This is a genomic window from Spongiibacter tropicus DSM 19543 (genome assembly GCF_000420325.1).
GTDB classification, from domain to species: Bacteria; Pseudomonadota; Gammaproteobacteria; order Pseudomonadales; family Spongiibacteraceae; genus Spongiibacter; species Spongiibacter tropicus.
In genome coordinates, this window is sequence record NZ_ATUS01000001.1 from 2,384,225 (window position 1) to 2,408,220 (window position 23,996).

General features: G+C 54.6%; 28 protein-coding genes, 1 tRNA gene and 1 pseudogene. 9 read left to right on the forward strand and 21 right to left on the reverse strand.

Annotated features, from left to right (window positions below):
* Position 1: 1 nt before the first annotated feature.
* Together G411_RS0111190 and G411_RS0111195 are read left to right on the forward strand one after the other, a co-directional pair.
* Entirely contained in the window at positions 2-949 is a 948-nt protein-coding gene (locus G411_RS0111190; protein WP_022959299.1) for a hypothetical protein, read from the forward strand.
* Positions 950-1,029: 80 nt separating this feature from the next.
* Entirely contained in the window at positions 1,030-2,061 is a 1,032-nt protein-coding gene (locus G411_RS0111195) for a putative urea ABC transporter substrate-binding protein (RefSeq protein ID WP_374962305.1), read from the forward strand.
* Positions 2,062-2,333: 272 nt separating this feature from the next.
* On the opposite strand, the gene hsdR is transcribed toward G411_RS0111195, so the two are convergent.
* From hsdR to G411_RS21870, 6 genes and pseudogenes are all read right to left on the reverse strand, one after another.
* Positions 2,334-4,745: an EcoAI/FtnUII family type I restriction enzme subunit R gene (gene hsdR / locus G411_RS0111200; RefSeq protein WP_022959301.1), complete on the reverse strand. Its 2,412-nt coding sequence runs from the start codon at positions 4,743-4,745 to the stop codon at positions 2,334-2,336.
* A gap of 31 nt (positions 4,746-4,776) precedes the next feature.
* Positions 4,777-5,757 (reverse strand): virulence RhuM family protein/type II toxin-antitoxin system death-on-curing family toxin, encoded by a 981-nt coding sequence (locus G411_RS0111205; RefSeq protein WP_022959302.1) that lies wholly within the window; start codon positions 5,755-5,757, stop codon positions 4,777-4,779.
* An 83-nt stretch (positions 5,758-5,840) separates the two neighbouring features.
* On the reverse strand, positions 5,841-6,992 hold the full coding sequence (locus G411_RS0111210) for a restriction endonuclease subunit S (protein ID WP_022959303.1): 1,152 nt from the start codon (positions 6,990-6,992) through the stop codon (positions 5,841-5,843).
* Positions 6,992-8,458: a class I SAM-dependent DNA methyltransferase gene (locus G411_RS0111215; protein ID WP_028968361.1), complete on the reverse strand. Its 1,467-nt coding sequence runs from the start codon at positions 8,456-8,458 to the stop codon at positions 6,992-6,994. Before G411_RS0111215 ends, G411_RS0111210 begins: the two co-directional genes overlap by 1 nt.
* 177 nt (positions 8,459-8,635) lie before the next feature.
* Positions 8,636-8,773 (reverse strand): annotated as a pseudogene (locus tag G411_RS22565) (Arm DNA-binding domain-containing protein); the annotation flags it as partial.
* 294 nt (positions 8,774-9,067) lie between these two features.
* Complete coding sequence (locus G411_RS21870) at positions 9,068-9,907, reverse strand: tyrosine-type recombinase/integrase (RefSeq protein ID WP_211218304.1); 840 nt, start codon at positions 9,905-9,907, stop codon at positions 9,068-9,070.
* 496 nt (positions 9,908-10,403) lie between these two features.
* Between G411_RS21870 and G411_RS22350 the strand changes: the two genes are divergently transcribed.
* Positions 10,404-10,640 (forward strand): hypothetical protein, encoded by a 237-nt coding sequence (locus G411_RS22350; protein ID WP_157581235.1) that lies wholly within the window; start codon positions 10,404-10,406, stop codon positions 10,638-10,640.
* A gap of 119 nt (positions 10,641-10,759) precedes the next feature.
* Here the strand turns inward: G411_RS22350 and G411_RS0111235 are convergent, their stop codons facing one another.
* The 14 genes from G411_RS0111235 to G411_RS21490 form a co-directional block, all read right to left on the reverse strand.
* Entirely contained in the window at positions 10,760-11,878 is a 1,119-nt protein-coding gene (locus G411_RS0111235) for a zonular occludens toxin family protein (RefSeq protein ID WP_022959306.1), read from the reverse strand.
* Positions 11,878-12,168, reverse strand: coding sequence for a DUF2523 family protein (locus G411_RS21480; protein WP_022959307.1), 291 nt, complete (start codon positions 12,166-12,168; stop codon positions 11,878-11,880). The genes G411_RS0111235 and G411_RS21480 overlap by 1 nt, the downstream gene beginning before the upstream one ends.
* Positions 12,165-13,370 (reverse strand): hypothetical protein, encoded by a 1,206-nt coding sequence (locus G411_RS22125; RefSeq protein ID WP_157581238.1) that lies wholly within the window; start codon positions 13,368-13,370, stop codon positions 12,165-12,167. Before G411_RS22125 ends, G411_RS21480 begins: the two co-directional genes overlap by 4 nt.
* A gap of 116 nt (positions 13,371-13,486) precedes the next feature.
* The gene (locus tag G411_RS22270) at positions 13,487-13,624 is read right to left on the reverse strand and encodes a hypothetical protein (protein ID WP_022959309.1); all 138 of its coding nucleotides are present in this window, start codon (positions 13,622-13,624) and stop codon (positions 13,487-13,489) included.
* 23 nt (positions 13,625-13,647) lie between these two features.
* Positions 13,648-13,944, reverse strand: coding sequence for a hypothetical protein (locus G411_RS20215; protein ID WP_022959310.1), 297 nt, complete (start codon positions 13,942-13,944; stop codon positions 13,648-13,650).
* Between the two features lie 2 nt (positions 13,945-13,946).
* On the reverse strand, positions 13,947-14,240 hold the full coding sequence (locus G411_RS20220; RefSeq protein ID WP_022959311.1) for a single-stranded DNA-binding protein: 294 nt from the start codon (positions 14,238-14,240) through the stop codon (positions 13,947-13,949).
* A gap of 17 nt (positions 14,241-14,257) precedes the next feature.
* The gene (locus tag G411_RS0111265) at positions 14,258-15,337 is read right to left on the reverse strand and encodes a phage/plasmid replication protein, II/X family (RefSeq protein ID WP_157581241.1); all 1,080 of its coding nucleotides are present in this window, start codon (positions 15,335-15,337) and stop codon (positions 14,258-14,260) included.
* A gap of 321 nt (positions 15,338-15,658) precedes the next feature.
* Entirely contained in the window at positions 15,659-15,826 is a 168-nt protein-coding gene (locus G411_RS22130; RefSeq protein WP_157581244.1) for a hypothetical protein, read from the reverse strand.
* The gene (locus G411_RS22135) at positions 15,826-15,966 is read right to left on the reverse strand and encodes a hypothetical protein (protein ID WP_022959314.1); all 141 of its coding nucleotides are present in this window, start codon (positions 15,964-15,966) and stop codon (positions 15,826-15,828) included. Before G411_RS22135 ends, G411_RS22130 begins: the two co-directional genes overlap by 1 nt.
* On the reverse strand, positions 15,959-16,186 hold the full coding sequence (locus tag G411_RS22140) for a hypothetical protein (RefSeq protein ID WP_157581247.1): 228 nt from the start codon (positions 16,184-16,186) through the stop codon (positions 15,959-15,961). The genes G411_RS22135 and G411_RS22140 overlap by 8 nt, the downstream gene beginning before the upstream one ends.
* Before the next feature lie 409 nt (positions 16,187-16,595).
* A tRNA-Phe gene (locus G411_RS0111285) sits at positions 16,596-16,671 on the reverse strand.
* 85 nt (positions 16,672-16,756) lie between these two features.
* Positions 16,757-17,029, reverse strand: a complete 273-nt coding sequence (locus G411_RS0111290; protein ID WP_022959315.1) for an oxidative damage protection protein — start codon at positions 17,027-17,029, stop codon at positions 16,757-16,759.
* Positions 17,030-17,034: 5 nt separating this feature from the next.
* Positions 17,035-18,114, reverse strand: coding sequence for an A/G-specific adenine glycosylase (mutY, locus tag G411_RS0111295; RefSeq protein WP_022959316.1), 1,080 nt, complete (start codon positions 18,112-18,114; stop codon positions 17,035-17,037).
* The gene (locus G411_RS21490) at positions 18,093-18,491 is read right to left on the reverse strand and encodes an acetyl-CoA sensor PanZ family protein (RefSeq protein ID WP_022959317.1); all 399 of its coding nucleotides are present in this window, start codon (positions 18,489-18,491) and stop codon (positions 18,093-18,095) included. Before G411_RS21490 ends, mutY begins: the two co-directional genes overlap by 22 nt.
* An 82-nt stretch (positions 18,492-18,573) precedes the next feature.
* On the opposite strand from G411_RS21490, the gene hisB reads away from it, so the two are divergent.
* The 6 genes from hisB to G411_RS0111330 all read left to right on the forward strand — a co-directional run bounded on the left by hisB (position 18,574) and on the right by G411_RS0111330 (position 23,540).
* Positions 18,574-19,167: an imidazoleglycerol-phosphate dehydratase HisB gene (gene hisB / locus G411_RS0111305; protein WP_022959318.1), complete on the forward strand. Its 594-nt coding sequence runs from the start codon at positions 18,574-18,576 to the stop codon at positions 19,165-19,167.
* A gap of 15 nt (positions 19,168-19,182) precedes the next feature.
* Positions 19,183-19,848 carry an imidazole glycerol phosphate synthase subunit HisH gene (gene hisH, locus G411_RS0111310; RefSeq protein ID WP_022959319.1) on the forward strand — a complete coding sequence of 222 codons (666 nt, stop codon included), beginning with the start codon at positions 19,183-19,185 and terminating at the stop codon, positions 19,846-19,848.
* 21 nt (positions 19,849-19,869) lie between these two features.
* Positions 19,870-20,601, forward strand: a complete 732-nt coding sequence (gene hisA, locus G411_RS0111315) for a 1-(5-phosphoribosyl)-5-[(5-phosphoribosylamino)methylideneamino]imidazole-4-carboxamide isomerase (protein WP_022959320.1) — start codon at positions 19,870-19,872, stop codon at positions 20,599-20,601.
* A gap of 15 nt (positions 20,602-20,616) precedes the next feature.
* The gene (hisF, locus tag G411_RS0111320; RefSeq protein ID WP_022959321.1) at positions 20,617-21,393 is read left to right on the forward strand and encodes an imidazole glycerol phosphate synthase subunit HisF; all 777 of its coding nucleotides are present in this window, start codon (positions 20,617-20,619) and stop codon (positions 21,391-21,393) included.
* 174 nt (positions 21,394-21,567) lie between these two features.
* Complete coding sequence (locus G411_RS0111325) at positions 21,568-22,677, forward strand: PilT/PilU family type 4a pilus ATPase (protein ID WP_022959322.1); 1,110 nt, start codon at positions 21,568-21,570, stop codon at positions 22,675-22,677.
* A gap of 152 nt (positions 22,678-22,829) precedes the next feature.
* Positions 22,830-23,540: a hypothetical protein gene (locus tag G411_RS0111330; protein ID WP_022959323.1), complete on the forward strand. Its 711-nt coding sequence runs from the start codon at positions 22,830-22,832 to the stop codon at positions 23,538-23,540.
* A gap of 2 nt (positions 23,541-23,542) precedes the next feature.
* On the opposite strand, the gene G411_RS0111335 is transcribed toward G411_RS0111330, so the two are convergent.
* Positions 23,543-23,956 (reverse strand): PaaI family thioesterase, encoded by a 414-nt coding sequence (locus G411_RS0111335; protein WP_022959324.1) that lies wholly within the window; start codon positions 23,954-23,956, stop codon positions 23,543-23,545.
* Positions 23,957-23,996 lie beyond the last annotated feature (40 nt).

Sequence of the window (23,996 nt, forward strand, 5' to 3'; positions counted from 1 at the left end):
CATGCATTTAGCTGAACTTCTGCAACATCATCAGTATCGGCCGGACGACGGTGTGCCCGACTGGATGCTGGGCTATTTCAAGCGCCGCAGCATCAGCTTTGCCAATGGCGATACGGATACCCGCACTCACGTCTGCTGGCTGCAAAGCCGCAACTTCACCATCGACCTGCGCCTGCCGGTGGACGCCGAACAAGTCGCCGCCAAAGCCTGGCGAGATTACAGCGCGGCAGAGTTGCGCGCGATGGGCAATTACGAAGGCTGGGTGGCCGACAGCGTGTGGGATGGCGAAACCCTGTCCTGGCAGAACGAAAAGGCCCTGCAGCTCCACGGCCGCTGGCAGGAGCCCGCCTATTTAAAACGGGTGGGCAACTGCATGATGGAGTTTTGCCCCAGCAATGTTTATGTCGAGGATTGGCGGCTACAGCCCAGCCAGCCCGGCCCGCTGATTGGCTTGCGGCTGCTGCAGGAGACGAATCTGAGCACGGGAGAGCAGTATTCCCGCGACGGTGGTCTCATCATCTGTGGCGACTATGCCGCGCTGGTGCTTGCGCGGCCCGAAGCGATTTTCGCCGAGAGCGACAATGCCCTGCGCGCGAAGGCCGAACAGGCCGTGGGTGATGCCGCTGCGCTGGCGCAACTGTTCAATTTCGAAACCTCCGTCGCCAGCGGCTCGCTGGCTCAGGGCTATACCGTTGAACTGAGCACGTGCCCAGAGCGACAAGGGCAGACACTGTTATCGCTGGACGGCTTTTCAATGACGGCCAATGGTCGCGCACTTACCCAGCGCATTGCGCAGCAAGACGGCCGCGACATTGAGCGGCGATTTGTCATCGATACCCTGGAAGTGTCTTGCGCCTTCCCACAATTCACTCAGACAAGCGCACAGGCAAACCAATGGTTTGAGCGCGAGCGCGAAACCCTGTGTCGTTATACCCAACCCTGTTACTGATGCCGAGAGGTCAAATGATGAAGAAGTTTTTTACGCGAATGAAAGACAGTCGAAAGCGAGTGGCCGCCGCCCTGTGCCTGATGGTCTGTGCAATGGGTGTTGGTGCTGTCCACGCCGAGGAGAAAAAATCTTTTACGGTTGCCTGGTCGATTTACTCCGGCTGGATGCCCTGGGCCTATGCCACTGATAAAGGCATTATCAAAAAGTGGGCGGACAAGTACGGCATCGAAATTGAAGTCGTGCAGATGAACGACTACATCGAATCCATCAACCAGTTTACGGCCGGGAAATTTGACGCCTGCGCCATGACCAATATGGACGCCCTGACTATCCCGGCCGCCTTCGGCGTGGAAACCACCGGGCTGATTCTTGGGGACTACTCCAACGGCAACGACGGCCTGGTACTCAAAGATGCCAAGAGCATTGCCGATATCAAAGGCCGCCAGGTGAACCTGGTCGAGCTGTCCGTTTCCCATTACTTCCTTGCCCGCGCGCTGGATATGAATGGCATGTCTGAGCGCGACGTGACGGTGGTGAACACCTCGGATGCCGACGCCGTGTCGTCCTTCATGACCGACGACGTGACGGCGGCTGCCGTGTGGAACCCGCAGCTCGGCATCATCCTCGACAATGCCGAAGACGCGATTGAGGTCTTCACCTCCAAGCAAATCCCCGGCGAAATCATCGACATGATGGCCGCCAATACCGAAACCCTGAAAGCCAATCCGGCCTTTGGGAAGGCGCTGGTCGGCGCCTGGTTTGAAACCCTCGCGCTGATGCAGGGCGATTCTGCCGAGGCTATCGCCGCGCGCAGCTACATGGCCGAACAAGCCGGTACCGATCTGGCAGGCTACGATGCCCAGTTGGACGACACCATGCTGTTCTACAGCCCCGCTGATGCCTACAAATTTGCCAGCAGCGACGAACTGCCCGTGGTGATGGACAAAGTCCGCCAGTTCTCCTTCGACAAAGGCCTGCTCGGTGAAGCCAGCCCCAGCCCCGACGTGGTGGGTATGAGCTTTTCTGATGGCTCGGTGCTGGGCGACAACAGCAACATCAAACTGCACTTCGATGCCAGCTACGTGAAAATGGCGGCTGACGGCAAGCTTTAAGCCCTGCGTCGTCTAATAACACAAGCCTCGGGGGCGTTAAGCTCTCGAGGCTTTTTTATTTGGCTCAGGGAAAGCGGTATTGCGCTAATACGCCGCAGCGAACTACGGGCGGATTGAGGGTGTGTGAGCAGTGAGAAACTGAGGAAGAAGAGTGGTGCCAGAGGCATCTCGCTATCTTTTTCGTAACTGTTTGATAATTTTATATTTATCCCGTTTACTAAATTCCATGTACCCCTAAATAGCAGCCCTTTCTAGCTGTGCCTAAGCTGGGTTTAATCTGTTTTTTGCTCATACAGGTGGCGCTGAAATCCAAAAAAAGTGTCTTTTATCAGTGCTGGTGAGCCTAGCTCTGATGCTGCGTCGCTAATGGTGTTGTAGCGAATTTTTACCAGGCCACTCATATTCTTGATGGAAAGCTGTCCTACGCCATCCTCAATATATTTATCCAACACAAAGTTTATAAAGGCCTGTTGCTCATTGTTGGTAAAGGCCTGACTGATTGCCGGTTTCGCCAGTCTTACCCTGTCGGTGCGAGTTTGTGTTTCAGCGGCATAGGCGACAAAGGCCAATACGTCGTAAACATCACTGTCTTTGGCGTCGATCAGTTCCTTCATGCTATTGAGCTTTTCGGTGTCGTAGCCTTCCTCAGCCAAATCGTCTAGCAGCTTCTCTCTGGTAGTCGGATCACTCCATATTTGACGAAGCTGGTCTTCGTTGCTGAAAAACCGGGGTAGGTCGTCAAACATCCGCTCAACAAATTCCCGCGCGGTGATGGGCTTGCCATCAGGGCTCCAGTACATTGTTGAGGAGATATGGCGTATCTGCCGGGCTTTGCCGTCACTTAACTGGATGGTGATTTTTTCGGGTGTGGTTTCAGACTCGGGGCCTCCGGCAATCGGGCCTGCTGGCTCTTTTACTCCGCCAGAAGGGGGCTCCGGTGTTGGATACGAATCATCGGGCTCTTCGACTATCGGCTCACCATCCCACTCCGGGTCGGCAAAGTTGTAATGCGCTTTAACAAAGTCGTAGATGGTGAAGAAATCTTTGCCGTCGTACATGCGCGTGCCACGGCCGATAATCTGCTTAAACTCGACCATATTGTTGCAGGGGCGCATCAGCACGATGTTGCGCACGTTGCGGGCATCAACCCCCGTTGAGAGCTTGCGCGAAGTCGTCAGCACCGTGGGAATGGTTTTTTCGTTGTCTTGAAAGGTTTTTAGGTCATTTTCGCCAGCCACACCATCATTGGCGGTAATGCGCACACAATAGCCGGGGTTGCTCGTCCAGCCTTTCTCCACGGCGTATTGGTTGATGTAATCCCGCACCATGCCCGCATGTTCCTGTGTGGCACAGAATACGATGGTTTTCTCCCGGGGATTGAAGTGATCCATCCAGTAGCGAACACGCTTTTTCTCGCGCTCGGGAATAGTAATAATGCGGTTAAAGTCGCCCTCTTTATAAACTTTACCCGGCTCCGGGTTACCGGTGATCACCACCCCATCACCGAGGGTATACACGTACTCGTCCATCGTGCCGACAATGGGCAGCACCTTGAACGGGGTTAGAAAACCGTCGTTTATGCCGTCTTTCAACGCGTAACTGTACACCGGCTCGCCAAAGTAGGAATAGGTATCGGCGTTTACCGTGCGCTTTGGGGTCGCCGTTAAACCCAACTGCACCGCCGGGGAGAAGTAATTGAGTATCTCTCGCCAACTGCTTTCATCGTTGGCACCACCCCGGTGGCACTCGTCGATAACGATAAAATCGAAGAAGTCCGACGGGTATTCACCAAAGTATGGGGTTTTATTGCCGCTGTCGTCTTCTGGCCCGCTCATAAAGGTCTGGAAGATGGTAAAGAACACACTAGCGTTCTTGGGCACGGCCCCTTTCTTTTTAATCTCCCCCGGTTCCAGCCGCACGATGGCATCCTCGCCAAAGGGGCCGAAGTCGTTAAAGGCCTGGTTAGCCAATACATTGCGGTCAGCCAGAAACAAAATGCGCGGACGCTTTTTGGCAGCTGCAGGATCGGTTTGGGCCGTCAGGCTCCAGCGGCTATGGAACAACTTCCAGGCGATTTGAAAGGCGATGCAGGTTTTGCCGGTGCCCGTGGCCAGGGTCAGCAGAATACGCTGCTTGCCCTGAGCGATAGCCTCCAAGGCATTGTTGATGGCGTTTTCCTGATAGTAACGAGGCTGCCAATCGCCTTTACATTCGAAGGGGATCTGGGCGAAACGCTGGCGCCAGATGGCAGTAAAATCAGGTTCAGGCAGATCAGCATCGGGCCCCTGGGTAGGATCAAAGGTCAGCTCCCAGAGTTGATCCGGCCCCAGAAACTGTTCGACCAGCTTTTCCTCGCCTGTGAGCATATCCATCTGATAGATGTCGTGGCCATTGGCGGCATAAGCAAATCGGCACTGCAGACGCTGGGCGTAGTCCTTGGCCTGTCGTACGCCTTCGGTATAACTCAGGCTCTCCTTTTTGGCCTCAATCGCCGCCAGCTTGCGGCCTTGGTATTCCAACACATAGTCGCTGCTTAACGCCGATGCACGTTTTCCACCACCAATGATGCGGCCCTGAGTAATACTGACTTCACGACGGATATAGCTGCTTTCCACTTGCCCCCAGCCCGCCTCAACCAGCTTGGGGTCAATAAGCTCCGCGCGTGTATTTGCCTCGTTCCGCATCCGTTCGCATCCTGATTCTGGTATCGCCTGATTATTGCCTGTTTGCCAGCATTGTCATAATCAGGCGAATAATCACATCTTTTTGTTTTGGGTCAGATTCTGCTACCAACAACGTCAAGGCAGCCAGTCCCGTGTCGTTGATCACCGGCTCGTCGCGAGCATTTAGCAAACGGCCATTGCGGTGCAAAAAATCCACAAACAAAAAGGCGCCACTTCGCTTGTTGCCATCGCTGAACGGGTGATTCTTCACAACAAAGTACAGCAGATGGGCCGCTTTGCTTTCAATACTCGGGTAAGCAGGCTCACCAAACACGCTTTGGTCGAGATTGCCCAAAATGGCGGCCAAGCCATCCTCTCGCAGTTGGGCAAACAGCTCGGTGGCTTCGCCCCGCGCCATTAACTGCTCTTTTAGCTGCCTTAAGCTATTCATGGCCTCGGCCGCTGTCGGCAGCTTGCCGCCGGTTTGCCCGCCCGGTTCTTCCAGCAAGCCCTCGTCATACTGCTGGAGCCAGAGAAAAGTCTGGGTATAGCGACTGACAATTTCGACCAGACCGCCGCCAACTTCTGCCGTCAAATTGGGGGACTGGGCGGCTTTTTCGATCAGTGCCAGCGCCTGTTTTAGGGCTTCGGCGTTCTGCTCGAAACGCTGCTGGTTCAGGGTATAACCCTGTAACAGATGTTCTTTTAAGCGCTGGGTCGCCCAGATACGGAACTGGGTACCCGTCTTGGAGTTCACCCGATAACCTACAGAGAGAATGGCATCCAGATTGAAGTATTCAACCTGATAGGTTTTGCCATCGGCGGCAGTTGTTGCACTTTTTGCAACAGCTGAATCCCGCTCAAGCTCCTGATCTTTAAAGATATTTCTCAAGTGCCGCGATATTACTGACTTGTCCCGTCCAAACAGGTCGGCGATTTGCTGCAAGCTCAGCCAGAGCGTTTCAGCATCGCTGTCAAAGCGAACTTCTATGGTTTGCTGGTCGGTTTGGTAAATTTCGATGGGCTTGGTCATGATTCACATCCTTGTGATGACGTTGGATAACAGGGGCCTTACCGCCCCTGCCGGAGTATGCGGTTGGCCGGTTGCCTGTGGCATCAGGCGGCGGCCTCTGAGCTAGAGTTTGTCAGTTCGCCGGAGAAGGCTTTTTGGAGGAGGGATTTTTTAAGTTCGTCGAGAGCCTCTAATTTAGAGGAGTAAAGACCCTCCAAATGTTTTGTGTTTTCAAAAATTCGGTCCAAATTCTCAGCAATGCTCTTCTGCTGCTCTAGAGGCATGAATGGAACATGGATGTTTCTGAGCAATTTCAGCGACACCGTTTTCTGTGCAGTTCCCGTAGCACCACTTTCAGCCTGAGTGAAAACAATTGGAGACATTAGAAGATAGTACAGCCACCTGCTATCTACCGAGTCTAATGGCCGCAGGAGCCCAATATGTCGCTGAAAACAAAACGCCCGATCACTTGGAACAACAACTGGAATGCCAAACGACCCCGTCACGGTATAAAGAACATCTCCAGCTTTTGGAACTCTAGTCTCTTTCAAATTCTCAAAATACTGTTCCGGCACTTTAAAGGTATCCGAGAAATCAATTGTGTTTGTGGACTTGTCGATGTTCGATATTGTAATAAATGGAATTCCCTCTGCAGATTTTGGCGGCGGCGCGTGATCCCCATCTGAAATACATTCCGTTATTTCAGCTAGCGCCACGTCAACCCACCCCTCCCCACGCTGGCTAAACACCTGCTGCAAATAGCTTTCAAACAATTCGCGGGCGTTCTTGAGGTTTTGTTCGGTTAAGGCGCGAGCTTTGTCGATGTCGGTAAAGGCCTGATCGAGGATGGCGACAATGCGTTTTTGTTCATCCAAATCCAAGGGAATTAGAACATCTTCATCGTGCACATGGTTGCGATTTAGTGTTGGAACACCGGCACCACTTGTATATCGGCCTAGATCAAAGCTTTCCAACAGGTAGTAGATGAATCGAGGGTAATTGCCATGGAATTCTTTGATATACAAAGATGTATTTAACGGCCAAAAGTCTTCTTCAACAAAGTAAACCTGACCAATACTCCCAGATCGACCAGTTACCACCCCAGGCCCAGTCACTTTTGCTTCGTCATGGAAATCAATTATTCCACTAGAGCTGACAAGCGGGAAATCTCCACTCTTACGATCATTTTTGGGTAAATCGAACCCCCTTTGTAAAACACAAACGTCTTTGAATTTTTTAGTTACCCAATGGGACATCACACCAGCTCCTGAATCTTAGCCAGTATCGCCTCGCTCTCTTTATCCAGCGCAATAATCTCAGCAATGATGTCCTTCGGCTCGCGAAGCTCAGCCTCGTCCTTGGCATTGGGGTTTTTCACCGACAGATCGCAGGTGGACTGATCCAGCTCCGCCACATTAAGTGACCAAGAGTTATTGGAATCCGCAGAGGTCTTCTGCAGCTCCACAAACTCTTGCAGATCGTTGTCGTTCAGCGGGTTGGTTTTACCCAAGCTACGGCCTGGATCGAGCTGGTAATACCAGACTTTTTGCGTCGGTTCGCCTTTGGTGAAAAACAGCACCACGGTTTTTACACCCGCTCCGAGGAAGGTTTTGGCCGGACAATCCAACACAGTATGCAGGTTATGGTTTTGCAGCAGCTCTTTTCTCAGGGCAACGGTAGCGTTGTCGGTATTGCTTAAAAAGGTGTTCTTGATCACCACCGCCGCCCGGCCACCGGGTTTGAGCATTTTCATAAAGTGCTGCAGAAACAGAAAAGCGGTTTCGCCAGTTTTTATGGGGAAGTTCTGCTGCACCTCTTTGCGCTCTTTGCCGCCAAAAGGCGGGTTGGCCAGAATGATGTCGTGCTGGTTGCTGGGCTGTATGTCCTGCAGGTTTTCCGCCAAGGTGTTCGTATGAATCACATTGGGGGTTTCGATGCCATGCAGGATCATATTCATGATGGCGATGACATAGGCCAGGGATTTTTTCTCCTTGGCGTAGAAGGTGCGCTCCTGCAGGGTTTTCAGGTCTTGGGTGGAGAGCTGCTTTTTCTCCCTGCCGCCTTGGCGCAGGTAGTCATAGGCCTCACACAAAAAGCCCGCTGAGCCCGCCGCGCCGTCGTAGATGGTCTCGCCGATCTTGGGCTGGGTTATGTCGATCATAGCGCGGATTAGGGGCCGTGGCGTGTAGTATTCGCCCCCATTGCGCCCGGCATTGCCCATATTCTTGATTTTGGTTTCGTAGAGGTGGCTAAGTTCGTGCTTTTCCTCCTGGGAGCGAAAGCGCAGTTCGTCGACCTTTTCGAGGGCATCGCGCAGTGAATAGCCGCTCTGAATCTTGTTTTTGATCTCACCGAAGATTTCACCGATTTTGTATTCGATAGTGTCGGGGCTGTCGGCGCGCTGTTTGAAGCCTTTTAGGTAGGGGAACAGCTCGCCATCTACATAATCAATTAAGTCTGCGCCGGTTAGCGCGTTGTCGTGGTCGAAATTGCCGCTGGCGTCCTTCGGCGCTGCCCAGCTGCTCCAGCGATGCGCCGAATCGAGAATGTACTGATAATCCTCACCCATCAGCTCCGCTTCCATGGCGCGCTCCTGCTCGAAATCATCGAGATATTTCAGGAACAACATCCACGAGGTCTGCTCGGTGTAATCCAGCTCGCTAGAACACCCTGCATCTTTGTGTAGGATGTCGTCGATATTCTTAAAGGCTTGTTCAAACATGGGGTTTTGGTGCGTCCGTGTCGATACTGCTCGGCTGTTGGCTTTGGCTGATTTTGCCTTATCTACAATGCGGTGTCTGGTTTTATTCCGGTGCGCGCAGGTAAGCCGGGGTGTCGTACAGGGAGTAGTCGCGAAGTTCCAGCTGCCAATTGGTGGCGATTCAGCATTACCTTCTTTGCCGTTGAAGTAGTATTTGTGGCGCCAGTATTTTGCTCCGTTGGGCATTACATGCAGGCGAAGGCCTTTTTCGTCAGAGAGTTTGTACATCTTGTCTCTGGGTTTGGCTTGCCGTATCGCTCTATCGGTGAGTGCTATTCGGTGCTCCCTACTTGTGGGGGTACCTTAAAACGGGGAGTGGACATGTACCCCCGTTTGTACCCCGTAAATTCTCCGGCTGGAGCTGGACGGGTATGGACAAGCTGGGAGTATTGTTGCGAGAAATTAGCGGATCTGGAAGGGTTTGAGGACGTGCTTGTATTTTTTTGGATTTAGAAATGGTGCCCAGAGGCGGAATCGAACCACCGACACGAGGATTTTCAATCCTCTGCTTAAAAATCAAAGACTTCGGCGCAATTCTTGTCAACTCTCTGAGCAGCAGCGACCAACTGATCACCGCATAAGTGCGCGTACCGCAAGACCATATCCAGCGTTTTCCATCCCCCCCAATTCCTGTAATTCGTAGAGACTGGTTCCGTTCTGAACATGCCAACTGGCCCATGTGTGCCGGAGATCGTGCCAGCGAAAATCCTGTATGCCTGCTCGCTTTTTGGCTTTTGTCCATGCGGCCGTTGAGCAGCGAGAGACAGGATTACCCTGGTAAACAAATACATAGTTGGGATGGGTGCCGGACCACTCAGTAAGGACTGATTGAGCAGCGCGATTGAGAGGCACAGAAAAAGATCGCCGAGATTTGCTATCTGCTGCATTAACCCACGCCAAAGAGCGCCGCATATCTATTTGATCCCACCGCAGGTAGCTGACATTGCTCTGGCGAAGTCCTGTTGCAAGGGTAAAGCGAGCCATTGCAGACAAGTGGGGAGGGAGCTGGTATATCAGATTTCGAGCTTCTAACGGCCTTAACCAGCGTACGCGGTGCTCAGGCTCTGGAAAGAAGCGTATTCGAGGCACCCAGTGTATCCAGTGCCAATCATCACGGGCTGCCCGAAGTATCGATCTGATCAGTGCCAAATGACGGTTCGCAGTTGACGGTGAGGCTTCCTGCTTTTTGATATGGGAAACCTGAAAAAGTAAATCCTCGTCTATGTCAGACAAACGAAGCCCAGAGAAGTAGGGCGCCAGCCACTGAAGCTTCGCAATATCACGGTGGTGATCAGCTTTATGAGAGGTGGTCATCACCCACCGATCGGCAGCCTCATCCCAAGATCGAGACTGCACACGCCTTAAACCATAGTCCCTTAAAACCTGCTCAATATCAGCAGAGCTATTCACACGTGATCATCCATAACGGCAATGACATAAAAATAGAGCCATAAAATCACATTAAAAACAATAGGTTGCGAATGGCTTAACCTGGCGTTGCAGATCCTCGGCGCATAACGTCCGGGGTATGCGCCGCAGGCTGGGGCGACTTGCCCCAGACCCCCGTCAGGCTGCGCCTGAACGCCATATCCCAAAGGCACGTTTGGCCGGTGATTAAAATTTGTCGCCGCTAATGCCCTCCTTCACATGCTCCCGCCTCGACCCAAACAAAGCGGACGCCTTAAAAACTATTTGCTCAAGGTTATACGGAGCGCGATAGGACGCGACCTTGCTCAAATAGTTTTTAAGGCGTTATCCCGCTTTGGGTCGATACGGGAGCATGTGAAAACAGGAGGGCAAACGCTATGAAGACAACAAATTTTAAAAGCATCACCGGCCAAGCCGCCGCGAAGGGTTCCACCCCTCGCCTCCCCGGGGCCTCCCCAAGAGCATGTGGGGGTGCAAGATGATAAAGCAGATCACCGAACAGTTAGAGCTGCCGTTAGAGTGCATTTATCAATTGTCGCTAAAGATCGCCACGACCGTGAAGATGGCCCGAAAATCGGTGCCGAGAATACCTGGGTATATCCAGCTATTGCTGGACTTCGACTCACCTGTAACGAACAAACAAAAATACCTCAAGTGGTGGATAGCTGGACTAATAGGCATAGCAGGAATCCTCTCAGGATTGGCGATAGGATGATCGCACGTGGATCAACGGGCCGCACCAACCCCTTGACGGAGATAGGCCTCAGAACGCCGATGAGGGACTACAGGAAGTACCCGAGTATCCCTGTGATGGCTGCCCCTGCGGTGCAGGCATCACAGGGATGCTCGGGTGTCGTTGTCTACCCTGCCCGGCTTGTCGATGGGCCAAGCGCGTGCGATGTGGGTTTTGTTGGCCTTGCTGAGGTGCAGGCCTGAGGGGCGGTAAGTGACTTTCCAGCCTAGATCACGAATAGCCGCAAGATCGAAACTATCCTGCACATGGTAACGAGCATCGAGGACGTCTACCTGCACATAAAGCTTTTCAGGGTCTTTTTCCGACTGAACATAGGCAGATAGTCTCAGCCGGTTACGCTGCGCCAGCTCGTCAAACATATCGATCGGCGGTGGCTCTGGTGGTGGCTCTGTGGACTGAACCTGCTTTGCAGGTGATGGTTTTTCAAGCTTGGCTGGTGCAGTGCTGACAGTCCTTGCCTTCGGGGCTTGAGTTACCGGCTGGACAGGCTCCGCATCAGTGAAAAAATCGTAGATCGTTGAACCGGCGAAATACAAAACCATCGGCAGCGCCAGCGCCGCAAATCGTAGTTTCTTGTCTGCGAACACAGTGGCACGTTTATCAGCGTAGACACTTTTATTCTCTGTGCCGTCGGTGTGGCTCTTGTAGCAACCGTAATACGTAGGGTCATAGCTGCGAGTGCCGCCGGTGGTCTTTTTAAATTTCTCGGGGTGCGTTGCCTCATAGCATACCCAGCGATATTTTTTATCAAGACCAACAGCCGATAATTTGTTGAATGTGATCACTCGCTGAATTCGACGGCGCCACATGGAATGGCAGTCGCGGCGGTCCTGCCCCATAAGAAGGATATCTAAGCCGTCATGCCGGTGCTCAGTGATGTAGTGATTCCATAAGTCTGAAAGCTTGGCGCGCTCTGAGGGGAACAGATTCTGAATTTCATCGATGATGACCAGAGCATCTTTGCCGGATTCCGCGAGTATGCGTTCTTTCTGTACTTCAATGTCGGGATCATAAATACAGATCAGCATTTTTTTAACGACGGGCAACGGGATGCCTGAAAGATCGGCAAATTTCGCATGGTCGATGCCTTCGATATTGGTCACAACACGACGACCCGCCTTGAGCGCCGGGAGAATGTGAAACACGCAGGCCTCGTAGCTTTTACCCGATCCGGGCAGCCCTTCATGAAATACGATCATTACCAGATACCCAAGGTGAGAATGCGGCGCAGAAAACGGAACAGCAACGCCCCGCCGATAATGCCCAATGCCGTATCAACACCCGACATCGCAAGGAACCATGCGATATCTGAATGGATGTAATCGGCAGGGCTGAAGTTAGCAACGAAGTCAGGCACCGGGATCGTTTCGAGAATCGAAGCAATGCCGTTTAATATGCCCTGCAGAACGATTTTCGGCAGGTCAGTAAAGAAGGCCCACACAGCCGCAAAGGCATCTACGATCCACTGTGATACAGCATCCCAACTCATCCGAATGCAATCCTACCCGCTGTCATCAGCGAGACGAAAATAATGCAGTTAAAGACCAAGTCCCAAGGGATATCAGGTGAGCACCACTGATCTAGCACAACGGTAAAAGGACCTGTAGAGACTTGGTAAACCGGGCAGCTACCACCAAGGCTTAGGTTAAAGTAATTGCCCAGGGCACCGGTCAAATCTGTCGCCATTGCGCGATCGCGAAAGTCTGACAATATGCCCTCATAAGTCAGGTCTTCGGCTTCTGAGCCGTCGTACAGATCACCGGGAAGCTCGCCAATGCCTGAACCGTCAGAGCCGTCTACATCACCATCACAATCAGTGTCGGCACCACAACCAGCATCGCCGCTACCGTCACCACCTGAACCACCGCCACCTGTACCCCCATCACCTGAGCCACCGTCTCCGCCGCCGTCTCCCCCATCACCTGAACCACCGTCTCCGCCGCCGTCACCGGGATCGCTTGGGCCAGTGGGGTGACCATAGGGATCAGACGACCAATTAGGATCATCTGTTGGGCCGTCACCACTGCTACCACTGGGAGCGCAAATGCCGACCCCCTCATAGGTGCCGTATACACTGCCATCGGGACAGCCGCCATCGGGATTATTTTGGTCAGGATGATCCCAATCACGACAGGTGCCAGATTCATCTTTTACATCGCACCATTCCGGGGTGCCCGGATCGTTCGGGGAGTTAGTAACCGCGTCATTTTCATCAAATTGAGCAGGCCAGCCGGTAAACTTACAAATCTGCTTATTACCGGTCGTACCGTTGCCGTCAGCGCCGGAGCTAATCAACAAAGAGCACGTCGCAAGGCAGTTGTTCTGGTCGACATGAGCAGACGGAGAATGCGTAACAATGTCATGACCACCTTCAATCGTATGACCCTCAAGATCACTACAGTCGGGCGGGTCTGCGTAGAACGTAAATATTTGACCTAGATACCCATCATTTTCTTTCGAATACATAGGCATGCCGTGGTAACGCTGGTAAGCCGTTCCGATCCCTCCGCCACATGTTCCGGGTGTCTCCATCATCGTGCCGGGTGCACCAAGATAAACGTCAGCAGAGTTGTATGTCGGAAACGACGCCGACCAGTTGTCATTACCCTTTCGATAACAAACAATCGGATCACTTGCGTAGATATGAGGTGACGCTACGGCAAAGGCGATAAAAAAAATAAGCCTATACATGGCGAAATCCCTGCATGATCCCAAAGCAAGTGAGCATGCCGAGCGTGAAGGAGAAACAGAGAATAATCATAGTGATGCCCTGAACGGTAACCGGGGGCCGAAGCCCCCAGCCAACGTCAGCCCCGGAACCAGCCGATGACCTTGTTGTAACCCCACTTGGCAACGCCGGGGGAGATTTTGATTGCCGCGAGGGCAGTGATAGCAGCAACGACAGTCGTTGCATCGACAGCAGAAGTGACAGCAGTAAAGTCCATGAGAAGTCTCCTATATTGGACTGTTAGGGGTTATCGTGGTCACGGGTAGCGAAGTCGATCACGACCGAATACGCCCACGCCGTAAGCCACGCAATTAGCGGGATAGTGCACCCCGCCATAAACGCCGCCTGAATTTCGGCGGTGTCCGGTGTTGAGAAAATCAGTTCAAGCCACTGGCTCAAGTTGGTTTCGGCCAACTTCTCGATCAGCTCGCTTTCAGTGACGTTCTCAAGCGTTCCGGTGCAGCGCATCTGAGCACCAGACAGAGTGCCGTACTGCTCAAACTGGCCCCCAGTACACGCTGCGTAAAAGTCGGCCATCGTTACGAGGCCTTCGCCTGTTGCGGCGCTTGAGCAACAGGAGCGCGGGCAGGAAGTAGCTTGATCTGAAACGGATTGATCTCCAGATCGCCATACTTACCAACGCGAAAAGACGAATTGTCCAACGTGTAATCGCCGACGAGGTAAGCACCATTGGGGTCAGCAAGAGGAATGCGAATCTCAGCAGGATAAGCGCCGCCAAAATGGGCATATGCGATCTGATGCCAGCGGGTGCCTTTCTCAGTGTTGCGAGAGACGGGCTGATCAAAGCCTTTAACGATAGATATTTTCAGCATGGTATTTTCTCCAGTAATTACGCCGCGATTTGCGACCAGTCATTGACCATCTGTGCATCGATGATCCGTTTGCGAAGCGCGACGACATTACCCGCGCTGATGTCCGCGTCACCGAGTCCGGCAGCACGCAGAATCTTTAAATTTCGATACCATGTTGGGCGCGAACTACATTCGCGGGCTGCCTCCCAGCCTTGCGCCTTGATGATGCACCAGAGGCCCCACGCGGCCCGGCCTTGGCCCTCTGTGGGGGCAGCTTCTAAAATTCGTTTCTTGAGATCGTGTTCTGTGCTCACTTCGGCACCCCCTATCATTCGCTCAAAATATGAGTCCCACTCGGCCTTCAAATCGGCTGGGGTTAAGGCTTTCCAATCATCACAACGGGCGAAAAATTCGCGTTTCAACGACAGCTCAAGACGCAGCAACTGACTGGCGTCTGATAATTCCTGTGGTGTGTAAGATCGCCCGGTGTAGTCGGGCTTTTTCATCATGTGGGCGAGATGCGGGCCTTTGGCGTAAGCCTTGCCGCTACGATGTTTGGAGCTGTGAGACCAATAGACGGTATCGCCCTGCTGCTGGCTAACCCGGTACCGACCGCCCTCACAATTGCGCAAGATCGATAGGGCTTCCCGGACAGCACCCAAGTCCTTGAGCTTCAGATTACCGGTGACGTCAACACGAGTGACTTTCCAAAGATCAATAGCCGGTAATTGACCCGCGCCGAGATAGTCCTGAACAAACTGGGTCATGCGGTTAACGCAACCGACAAGATCAAGGGCGCGGGATGCGCCAGATCCGAAGACAGCGCAACCGTCACCCATGAGGCGAGCGGGACTCCCCTGTATCCAGAGATCACCAGTGCAGCGGATGGATACCTGATGGCTGTCTGAACGGATGGAGTCCCATGCTTGAGACTCATAGCGTATTTCGCCAGAGGTCGGGCAGTAGCGGCAAATACGGTCACCAAGTGCAAGGGCTGCGGCGCGCACTTGTTCGCTGCAATGCTCGAGATTTACACGGACAGTTACCCAGTCAATAAGCATTATTTTGGCGCCAGTGATCTGCGTAATTTTTGAGCGATTTGCGGTGGTGAGTCTCACCCATGAGACAAAGGGGCGGTGTTACAGGGACCGCCCCTGCCAGCTCGGCGAGTTCGGCAAGCTCTGCGAGGTATTCACGACGAAAAATATCAGTGCGAGCGATACAGCCACCGCCTCGGAGACAGGTGAGCGCGTCGCGACGTGATCCGTGGTGTGCAAGCTCGGCTTGATAGGCAATAAAGCGCTCGCGTCCCTGCAAGCGGTGGTAAATATCAACGTGGGCGTGATGCTGTGATCTTTCCCACTGGGACAAAAGCTCATACACCCAGTAGGGGGCATGTTTGCGAGTAGAGCCATCAGGCTCCTTCCAGATCGGGAGCCTCAGCATTTAACGTCATCCATCGAGCAGGCGGCGCACTTGCCGTTATGGTCGAGCCAGTCCCAGTGGAAGCCGCAGGATGCGCATAGCAGTGTTGGGCGTGGCAGCAGATCGAGTACCGGAGGGGATGGCAAAACTACCTGGTCAAATAGCGGGAGCTGTTCAGACATTACATTTTCCCCAGCATCCAGCCCGCGACCACAGCAGCGACGCCAAGGGCAAAAAATACAACATCACCGGCGAATGTCTGCGACTCATACTCGGTGACGAGCTGGAGTGTTTGGATTTGCTCAGGAGTCAGCTCAGGCATGACGAGCACCCCGCCAGCGTAAAAAACGCCCCAGCAAGTCGAGACCACGGAGCACGACCCAGAGAGCAGTCATTGCGGCGGTAACGATATGGGGCAAACCGAGGGCAGTCAGAGACAGGGAGAGCCAGAGGAAAACGGGGCAGGCGATCAGGAAGAAGGCATCACAGGCCAGAATCTTCACTGGAGTAAGTTTTGCTGAGGAACTATCCGTTGTAATCACAGCGCTGACTCATTAAAGTGTTCACAGGTGTGACGAATGTTCACACTTGAAAACACTGATTGTCAACACCTGTGAACAAAAAGGTGAGTTATGAATAGAGAAAAATTTGCTGGATACTCGCTAACGGATTACATCCGTGAGGCCGAGAAGGCATCAGGAGCAAAAAACGACAGTGATCTGGCAAAGAAGCTGAACATCACTCGATCGGCACTAAGTAACTACAAAAGTGGCGCCAGAATCATGGATGATTACTGCGCGATGCAGGTTGCTGGAATTCTTGAAATAGATCCGATGCTGGTTATTGCTAAAGCAAATGAGATGAGAGAAAAGTCAGAGCCAAGAAGGAATTTCTGGAGAGATATCCAGATAAGTTTAACGCTAGGAAGTGGTCATTTAGTGGGAAAAAGAGTGGTGCCCAGAGGCGGAATCGAACCACCGACACGAGGATTTTCAATCCACTGCTCTACCGACTGAGCTATCTGGGCATAGGCGTCGCTGCTGATGAGCGTCGCAAGAGGCGCGTATTAAACCTGTTCCGTTTCGGGGAGTCAAGCCCCTTAAAACAGTGACTTACTCGCTGGGGGGCACGTAGCCTTCGGCCTTTTCGAAATCCTCTCCGGCGAAGAATTTCTCCATTTCGCCCTGCAGAAATTTGCGGGCGCTGGGGTCGACCATGCTGAGTTGTTTCTCATTGATGATCATGGTCTGGTGGGCCTGCCACTCTTCCCAGGCTTTCTTGGAAACGTTCTCGAAGATGTCCTGGCCTTTGGCGCCGGGGTAGGGCGGCTTGTCGAGGCCTTCGAGTTCTTGCTGGTATTTCTTGCAGAAGACGGTGCGGGTCATGGTGATCAGTCCGTAAATAAATCGTTTTGCAGCAGGCTGTCGAGCAGCTTTTTCACCGGGGCGGCGAGCCCCAATGGCTGATGTTGGGCACCCTTATACCAAAGCTGGCGGTCGGCTTCCATGATGCGGGCCGGTTCGCGGCTGAGGCGGATGTGCTGGGGCTGGATGTCGAGGTGGTAGTGGCTGAAGGTATGGCGCAGCTCGCCAAGGGCTTGCGGCGGTGCCTCGAAGCCGATGAGTCGCTCCAGCGTGTCGGTGATATCGCCATCGTCCTCGACTTCCGGAAGGCTCCACAGGCCGCCCCAGATACCGCTGGGGGGACGCTTTTCCAGCAGGATTTCTCCGGCCGGATTTTCAATCAGCAGCATGTGGGTGCGCTTTACCGGCAGGGTTTTGCGCGGCTTTTTGCCGGGGTAGTCGCTCTGACGCTGCATGGCTTTGGCCTTACAGTCGTCGGCCACCGGACAGCGCTCGCAGTCGGGTTTGCTGCGGCGGCAGAGGGTGGCGCCGAGGTCCATGATCGCCTGGGTGTAGTCGGCGGTGCGCTCGCTGGGCGTGTATTGTTCCGCCAGCGCCCACAGTTGCTGTTCGACCTCGCGTTTGCCGGGCCAGCCACCGATGGCGGCGTGGCGGCTGAGTACGCGTTTGACGTTGCCATCGAGAATGGCGGCGCTGCCACCGCAGGCGATGCTGGTAATGGCGGCCGCAGTGGAGCGGCCGATACCGGGCAGGGTTTGTATATCGTCCTGCTGGCGGGGGAACACTCCCTCCCAGTCGCTTATTACGGTTTGGGCGGCGCGGTGCAGATTGCGGGCGCGGGCGTAGTAGCCCAGCCCGGTCCACAGGGCCAGCACCTCGTCGATATGGGCGGCAGCCAGCGACGCCACATCCGGGAAGCGCGCCATAAAGCGCTGGTAGTAGGGAATGACGGTCGCGACCTGGGTTTGCTGGAGCATGATTTCCGACACCCACACCCGGTAGGGGTTGATGTCTTGCTGCCAGGGCAGGTCTTTGCGTCCGTGCTGGTCGAACCAGCGCAACAGGCGCTGGCTGAAGCTGTCGCTCACGATTGCGGGCGCTGCCATTGCCAGCAGTGGCCGAGATTTTCAAAGCCCAGCTCGGTGAGCAGGCTGCTCAGCTCAGGGGCTTTGCTGATGTCGGCAGACATACTGCGTAAGTCATCGGGCAGGTCTTTCATGCACTGAATAAGCAATTGTCGCGCGGTACCGCGCCGGCGGGTGATGTCGCGCACTGTAAGGCGCGCCAGCTCGTAATCGCCGCCGTGGATCGGGGTGAGTGTCAGCGCCGAGATCAGGCTGCCGTTGAAGCGCCCGCCAATCAGTAGCAGGCGGCCCTGTTTGGCGGCGTCAATCAGCGTCTCGGCGTCATTGGGGTAGAGCTTCGCCAGGGAGTCTTGATCCTGCTGCGTAGGCTCGCGGAGGTATTCAGAATATACGGGCATTTATCCGCACTCAGTTGGCTGTCATACAGGGGGGGAATTTTCTATAATGCGCCATTGTACGCAATCTTCTGTAGAGACGTCGATGAATCAGCGCAAGGCGACAATCAGCCGCAACACCCTCGAAACGCAAATTACCGTGAGCATCAATCTGGATGGCACCGGCCAGTCCAGCTTTGAGACCGGCGTGCCGTTTCTGGATCACATGATGGATCAGATCGCCCGCCACGGCTTGATCGATCTGGCCGTCAATGCCAAGGGCGACCTGCACATCGACGATCACCACACCGTGGAAGATATTGGTATCACCCTGGGTCAGGCCTTTGCCGAAGCCGTGGGCGACAAGAAAGGCATTACCCGTTACGGCCACGCCTATGTGCCGCTGGACGAAGCCCTGTCGCGGGTGGTGATCGACTTCTCCGGCCGTCCCGGTCTCGAGTACCACGTGCCCTATACCCGCGCCAGCGTGGGCGGTTTCGACGTGGATCTGTTCTCCGAGTTCTTCCACGGCTTCGTCAACCACGCCAAGGTGACGCTGCACATTGATAATCTGCGTGGCACCAACACTCACCACCAGGCCGAGACGGTATTCAAAGCCTTCGGCCGTGCGCTGCGCATGGCGCTGTCGGTGGATGAGCGCATGGCGGGCATCACCCCGTCGACCAAGGGCTGTCTGTAAGAGCGAGAATCACGCATGAGTAAATCGACTGTTGCCGTCATCGACTATGGCATGGGCAACCTGCACTCTGTTGCCAGCGCTCTGCACAAAGTAGGCGATGGCGTTAAGGTGCAGGTTACCGACTGCCCTGAGACTATTCTGGCCGCTGATCGGGTGATTTTCCCCGGCGTGGGCGCGATTCGCGATTGTATGGCTGAGCTGAAAAATCGCGGCCTCGACGAGCTGGTGCAGGAAGTCGCGGCTTCTAAACCCATGCTGGGTATTTGCGTGGGTATGCAGGCGTTAATGGAGCGCAGCGAAGAAAACGGCGGCGTCGACTGCCTCGACGTGCTGCCCGGTACCGTGAAGTTTTTTGGCAATGATCTGAAAGACGCCAACGGCCAGCGGCTGAAAGTGCCACACATGGGCTGGAATACGGTGAAGCAGACCATCGACCACCCGCTGTGGGACGGCATCGAGGACAACAGCCGTTTCTATTTTGTGCACAGCTACTATATTCACGCCGACGATTACGTGGCCGCGACTGCCGACTACGGCGTAGAGATTCACGCTGCGCTGAGTTGTGAGAACGTCTTCGCCGTACAGTTTCACCCGGAAAAAAGCGGTGATACCGGTTTGCGTCTGCTGAGCAATTTCCTGCGTTGGGATGGCGGCCAGCCCGTGTTCCGGCCCGTCTCCTAAGTATTTCAAGGTTTCTGAATTATGTTGATTATCCCCGCTATCGATCTGAAAGACGGCCAGTGTGTGCGCTTGCGCCAGGGTGAAATGGGCGACGCCACGGTGTACGGCAGCGACCCGGTAGAAATGGCGGCCCGCTGGGTGGAACAGGGTGCGCGTCGCCTGCATCTGGTCGACCTGAACGGTGCCTTCGACGGCAAGCCCGTTAACGGCGAAGCGGTGATGGCGATTGCCAAAGCCTACCCCGATCTGCCCATTCAAATCGGCGGTGGCATCCGCTCGCTGCATACCATCGAACAGTACCTGGCGGCGGGTGTGAACTACGTAATCATCGGCACCAAGGCGGTGAAAGAGCCGGATTTTGTTACCGAAGCCTGTAAAGAATTTCCCGACGCAGTGATTGTGGGACTGGACGCCAAAGACGGGCTGGTGGCCACTGACGGCTGGGCGGAAGTGTCCAATATTCAGGCCACCGAGCTGGCCAAGCGCTTTGAGCAGGATGGCGTGTCTTCCATCGTCTACACCGACATCAGCCGCGACGGCATGATGCAGGGGGTGAATGTCGACGCTACCGTTGCTATGGCTCAGGCCTCCAGCTTGCCGGTCATCGCCTCGGGCGGGGTGACCAATATGGACGACATTCGTGCGCTGCAAAAAGTGGCCGAGGCGGGCATTCTCGGCGCCATCACCGGGCGCGCGATTTACGAAGGCGAGCTGGATTTGGCGGAAGCGCAGCGCTTCTGCGACGGTCAGTAATCGAGGGTAAGGCAGATGGCTCTGGCAAAACGCATTATTCCCTGTCTGGATGTGGACAAAGGCCGCGTGGTGAAAGGCGTGAATTTTGTCGGGATTCGCGACGCCGGTGACCCGGTGGAAGTCGCCAAACGCTATAACGAGCAGGGCGCCGACGAGATTACCTTTCTCGACATTACCGCCACCCACGAAGAGCGCGACACTACCGTGCACACCGTGGAACAGATTGCTGCCGAAGTGTTTATCCCACTTACCGTCGGCGGCGGTATTCGCGAGATCAAAGATATTCGCGCCATGCTCAATGCCGGGGCCGACAAAGTCGCCATCAACTCGGCGGCCATCCACAACCCCGAATTTGTGCGCGAGGCGGCTGAGCGTTTTGGTTCGCAGTGCATTGTGATTGCCATCGACGCCAAGCGCGTGGATGACAACGCCGATGGCAGCCCGCGCTGGGAAATCTTCACCCACGGCGGCCGTAAACCCACGGGCATTAACGCCGTGGAGTGGGCGGTGAAAATGGTGGAGCTCGGCGCCGGTGAAGTGTTGTTGACCAGCATGGACGGCGATGGCACCAAGGCCGGTTACGATCTCGCACTGACCCGCGCCGTCGCCGATGCCGTGCCCGTGCCCGTGATTGCCTCCGGCGGTGTCGGCACCCTCGACCACCTAGTGGAAGGCGTGACCGAAGGCGGCGCCGATGCGGTGCTCGCTGCCAGCATCTTCCACTTTGCCGAGCACACCGTCCCCGAAGCGAAAGCCTATATGGCGGAGCGTGGCGTCGAAGTTCGTCTGTGAGTCCGTGCCGCCATCTCGCGGCGGCACAATATCCTCTTCCTGTTCACCGGCCTCTACGGATTGATGTCTGCATGCCGCTGTGTTTCTAATGGACGAGTCTGATAGCAATTTTTGCGACGATCTTTTCTGTCGCGGTATAGCGAGTGCCAGGCCGTTATAGAACTGGAGGGGTGCATGACTCAGGGATTGGTGGATTATCTGCTGCTGATGGTGTCGAAAGATGCCTCGGACATGTTCTTCAGTACCGGCGCGCCGCCGAATATAAAAATTGAAGGCGTCAGTTACCCGGTAGGCAAGTCGCCACTGGCTCCCAGCCAGGCCAAAGAGCTGGCCTACTCGATTCTCACTGACGACCAGAAAAAAACCTTCGAGCGCACTATGGAGCTCAACTTCGCTCTGAGCTTTGATGACATTGGCCGCTTTCGCTTCAACCTCTATCGGCAGCGCGGTGAAGTATCGATGGTGGTGCGCTATATCAAAAGCATCATCCCCAGTTTGGATGCCCTGTCACTGCCGCCGATTATGAAAAAGCTGATCGGCCTTAATCGTGGTCTGGTGCTGGTCGTGGGCGCGGCGGGTTCTGGTAAGTCCACCACATTGGCGTCGATGATCGACTACCGCAATCGCCGACAGTCAGGCCATATTCTCTGTATTGAGGACCCCATCGAATTCCTGCATTCCCACCAGCAAGCCATTGTCGATCAGCGTGAAGTCGGGCTGGATACTGAAAGTTTCTCGGCGGCGTTGAGCAATGCCATGCGTGAAGCGCCCGACGTGATATTGATCGGCGAAATTCGTGACCGGGAAACCATGCAGCATGCGATCGCCTATGCCGAAACCGGACACTTATGCCTGGCCACGCTGCACGCCAATAACGCCAACCAGGCGTTGAATCGCATCATCAATTTCTTCCCTGATACCGCTCATCGCCAATTGCTCGCCGACTTAGCGTTAAACCTTAAAGGCGTGGTCGCCATGCGATTAGTGCCGGGTGTTGACGCCAAACGCGTTCCCGCCGTTGAAGTGATGCTGCAGTCGCCCTTTATTTCCCAACTGATCGAAGAGGGCGATGTCGATGGCATAAAAAGCGCCATGGAGCAGAGTAAAGATGCGGGCATGATGACCTTCGATGATGCTCTGTTCACGCTGTTTAAAGACGGCAAAATTTCCAAAGACACCGCCATCGACTCCGCGGATTCCAGCAGCAATATGATCGTCAGAATGCGCCTCAGTCACAGCGTGGAGTTTTCCGATTCGGAAATGGAGATTGATCGCGGGGAGTGAGTTGCTCAACGTCCTTTCTCTTGCTGACAGGCTGGGAGTCGTTAAAACACTAGTTTTATCGACAGTCAGCTACTTCCCAAATATCGCCACTGCGTTATTATTTCCGCATATCCGCGCCACCCCGGCGTGACCACCCTCCTGAGGAAACCACCATGCTGCGAGCCTTACTCGCATTCGCCACGCTGTTGCTGGCGGCCTGTGCCAATCAACCGTTGACCCACAATTACCAGGGGGATGTGCAGATGCGCAGCCTGACGGTGGATTTTCAGTCGCTGAATGAGCTGACCGAGTCGGACGACAAGGATCAGCGCCGCATCAACGAAGTGCAGCGAATTTTTCAGGCGGTAAGCCGTGCGCTGGACGAGGAGGCATCGGCAGCGATTGATGCCCAGTTGCGTCAGTTTGAGCGCATTGTGGTCGGCGGTGTAAGGGAAGCGTCGGGAATACCGCTAATGCAGGCGGGGGAGTCGGAGCTGGTTATGGTGTATGGCAAAGACAATGAGCTGACGGCGATTCGCTTTGAGTACCCGGTGGTTGAAGGGCGAGCTTATATGAACCTCTACGGTTATCTGTCCTACCCCTCCAGCGATATCACCCGTGCGGGGATCGGCGTGCTGGAGCAACTGGTGGTCAGGGTGACGCCCAAGCTGGCTTTGCAGGTTGTCGGGGTAAACGAGGCGGATGAGCGCTTCTGGAATACGTCGGTGAGTTATAAGTCGGAAAAAGAATACGTAGTGAGCGAACGCTATCTGCTGGGTGTATCGATGGATGGCGTCAGCGACGGCGATATCTTCCTGCTGCCGCTGGGTCAGGGTGTGGTCAATGCGCTGGAGAAATCACTCATCAGCGCGCCATCCCTGTAAGCTCAGGCCTTGGGCGTTGCTTTGGTGATAGTGCCCTGTGCAACCGCGACGTGGCGCTCACCCTGTTCGCCAATGACGGAGATAATGCACTGGCAAACCGCCTGGGTTTTCCCCGACGAAATAACGGTAGCGGTTGCAATGAGACGGTCGCCAATCGCCGGGCGCAGATAGTTGATTTTGTACTCGGAGGTAACGGAATCGCCGAGCATTGATCCACCCGCGTAGGTCAAGGCGTTGTCGGCAAGGTAACTTAGCACGCCGCCGTGTACGAAGCCGTGTTGCTGCTTGAGCTCATCGCGCACGGTCAGTGACAGTACCGCTTTGCCAGGCTCAAAGGTCGTGAGCTCTGTTCCCAGTAATGCACTGAAGGGCTGGCTGGCTAGAATTTGCTGACCAAAGTCAAAGAGCTCGCTCATTTTACTTTTCTCCTTTCCTTCCTTTCCTCTTTCTAGCCCC

Coding starts and splice junctions, on each gene's coding strand:
- G411_RS0111190 (WP_022959299.1), top strand. CDS start 2: ATGCATTTAGCTGAACTTCTGCAACATCATCAGTATCGGCCGGACGAC.
- G411_RS0111195 (WP_374962305.1), top strand. CDS start 1,030: ATGGTCTGTGCAATGGGTGTTGGTGCTGTCCACGCCGAGGAGAAAAAA.
- hsdR (WP_022959301.1), bottom strand. CDS start 4,745: ATGCGGAACGAGGCAAATACACGCGCGGAGCTTATTGACCCCAAGCTG.
- G411_RS0111205 (WP_022959302.1), bottom strand. CDS start 5,757: ATGACCAAGCCCATCGAAATTTACCAAACCGACCAGCAAACCATAGAA.
- G411_RS0111210 (WP_022959303.1), bottom strand. CDS start 6,992: ATGTCCCATTGGGTAACTAAAAAATTCAAAGACGTTTGTGTTTTACAA.
- G411_RS0111215 (WP_028968361.1), bottom strand. CDS start 8,458: ATGTTTGAACAAGCCTTTAAGAATATCGACGACATCCTACACAAAGAT.
- G411_RS22350 (WP_157581235.1), top strand. CDS start 10,404: ATGATAAAGCAGATCACCGAACAGTTAGAGCTGCCGTTAGAGTGCATT.
- G411_RS0111235 (WP_022959306.1), bottom strand. CDS start 11,878: ATGATCGTATTTCATGAAGGGCTGCCCGGATCGGGTAAAAGCTACGAG.
- G411_RS21480 (WP_022959307.1), bottom strand. CDS start 12,168: ATGAGTTGGGATGCTGTATCACAGTGGATCGTAGATGCCTTTGCGGCT.
- G411_RS22125 (WP_157581238.1), bottom strand. CDS start 13,370: ATGTATAGGCTTATTTTTTTTATCGCCTTTGCCGTAGCGTCACCTCAT.
- G411_RS22270 (WP_022959309.1), bottom strand. CDS start 13,624: ATGGACTTTACTGCTGTCACTTCTGCTGTCGATGCAACGACTGTCGTT.
- G411_RS20215 (WP_022959310.1), bottom strand. CDS start 13,944: ATGGCCGACTTTTACGCAGCGTGTACTGGGGGCCAGTTTGAGCAGTAC.
- G411_RS20220 (WP_022959311.1), bottom strand. CDS start 14,240: ATGCTGAAAATATCTATCGTTAAAGGCTTTGATCAGCCCGTCTCTCGC.
- G411_RS22130 (WP_157581244.1), bottom strand. CDS start 15,826: ATGTCTGAACAGCTCCCGCTATTTGACCAGGTAGTTTTGCCATCCCCT.
- G411_RS22135 (WP_022959314.1), bottom strand. CDS start 15,966: ATGCCTGAGCTGACTCCTGAGCAAATCCAAACACTCCAGCTCGTCACC.
- G411_RS0111290 (WP_022959315.1), bottom strand. CDS start 17,029: ATGACCCGCACCGTCTTCTGCAAGAAATACCAGCAAGAACTCGAAGGC.
- mutY (WP_022959316.1), bottom strand. CDS start 18,114: ATGGCAGCGCCCGCAATCGTGAGCGACAGCTTCAGCCAGCGCCTGTTG.
- G411_RS21490 (WP_022959317.1), bottom strand. CDS start 18,491: ATGCCCGTATATTCTGAATACCTCCGCGAGCCTACGCAGCAGGATCAA.
- hisB (WP_022959318.1), top strand. CDS start 18,574: ATGAATCAGCGCAAGGCGACAATCAGCCGCAACACCCTCGAAACGCAA.
- hisH (WP_022959319.1), top strand. CDS start 19,183: ATGAGTAAATCGACTGTTGCCGTCATCGACTATGGCATGGGCAACCTG.
- hisA (WP_022959320.1), top strand. CDS start 19,870: ATGTTGATTATCCCCGCTATCGATCTGAAAGACGGCCAGTGTGTGCGC.
- hisF (WP_022959321.1), top strand. CDS start 20,617: ATGGCTCTGGCAAAACGCATTATTCCCTGTCTGGATGTGGACAAAGGC.
- G411_RS0111325 (WP_022959322.1), top strand. CDS start 21,568: ATGACTCAGGGATTGGTGGATTATCTGCTGCTGATGGTGTCGAAAGAT.
- G411_RS0111330 (WP_022959323.1), top strand. CDS start 22,830: ATGCTGCGAGCCTTACTCGCATTCGCCACGCTGTTGCTGGCGGCCTGT.
- G411_RS0111335 (WP_022959324.1), bottom strand. CDS start 23,956: ATGAGCGAGCTCTTTGACTTTGGTCAGCAAATTCTAGCCAGCCAGCCC.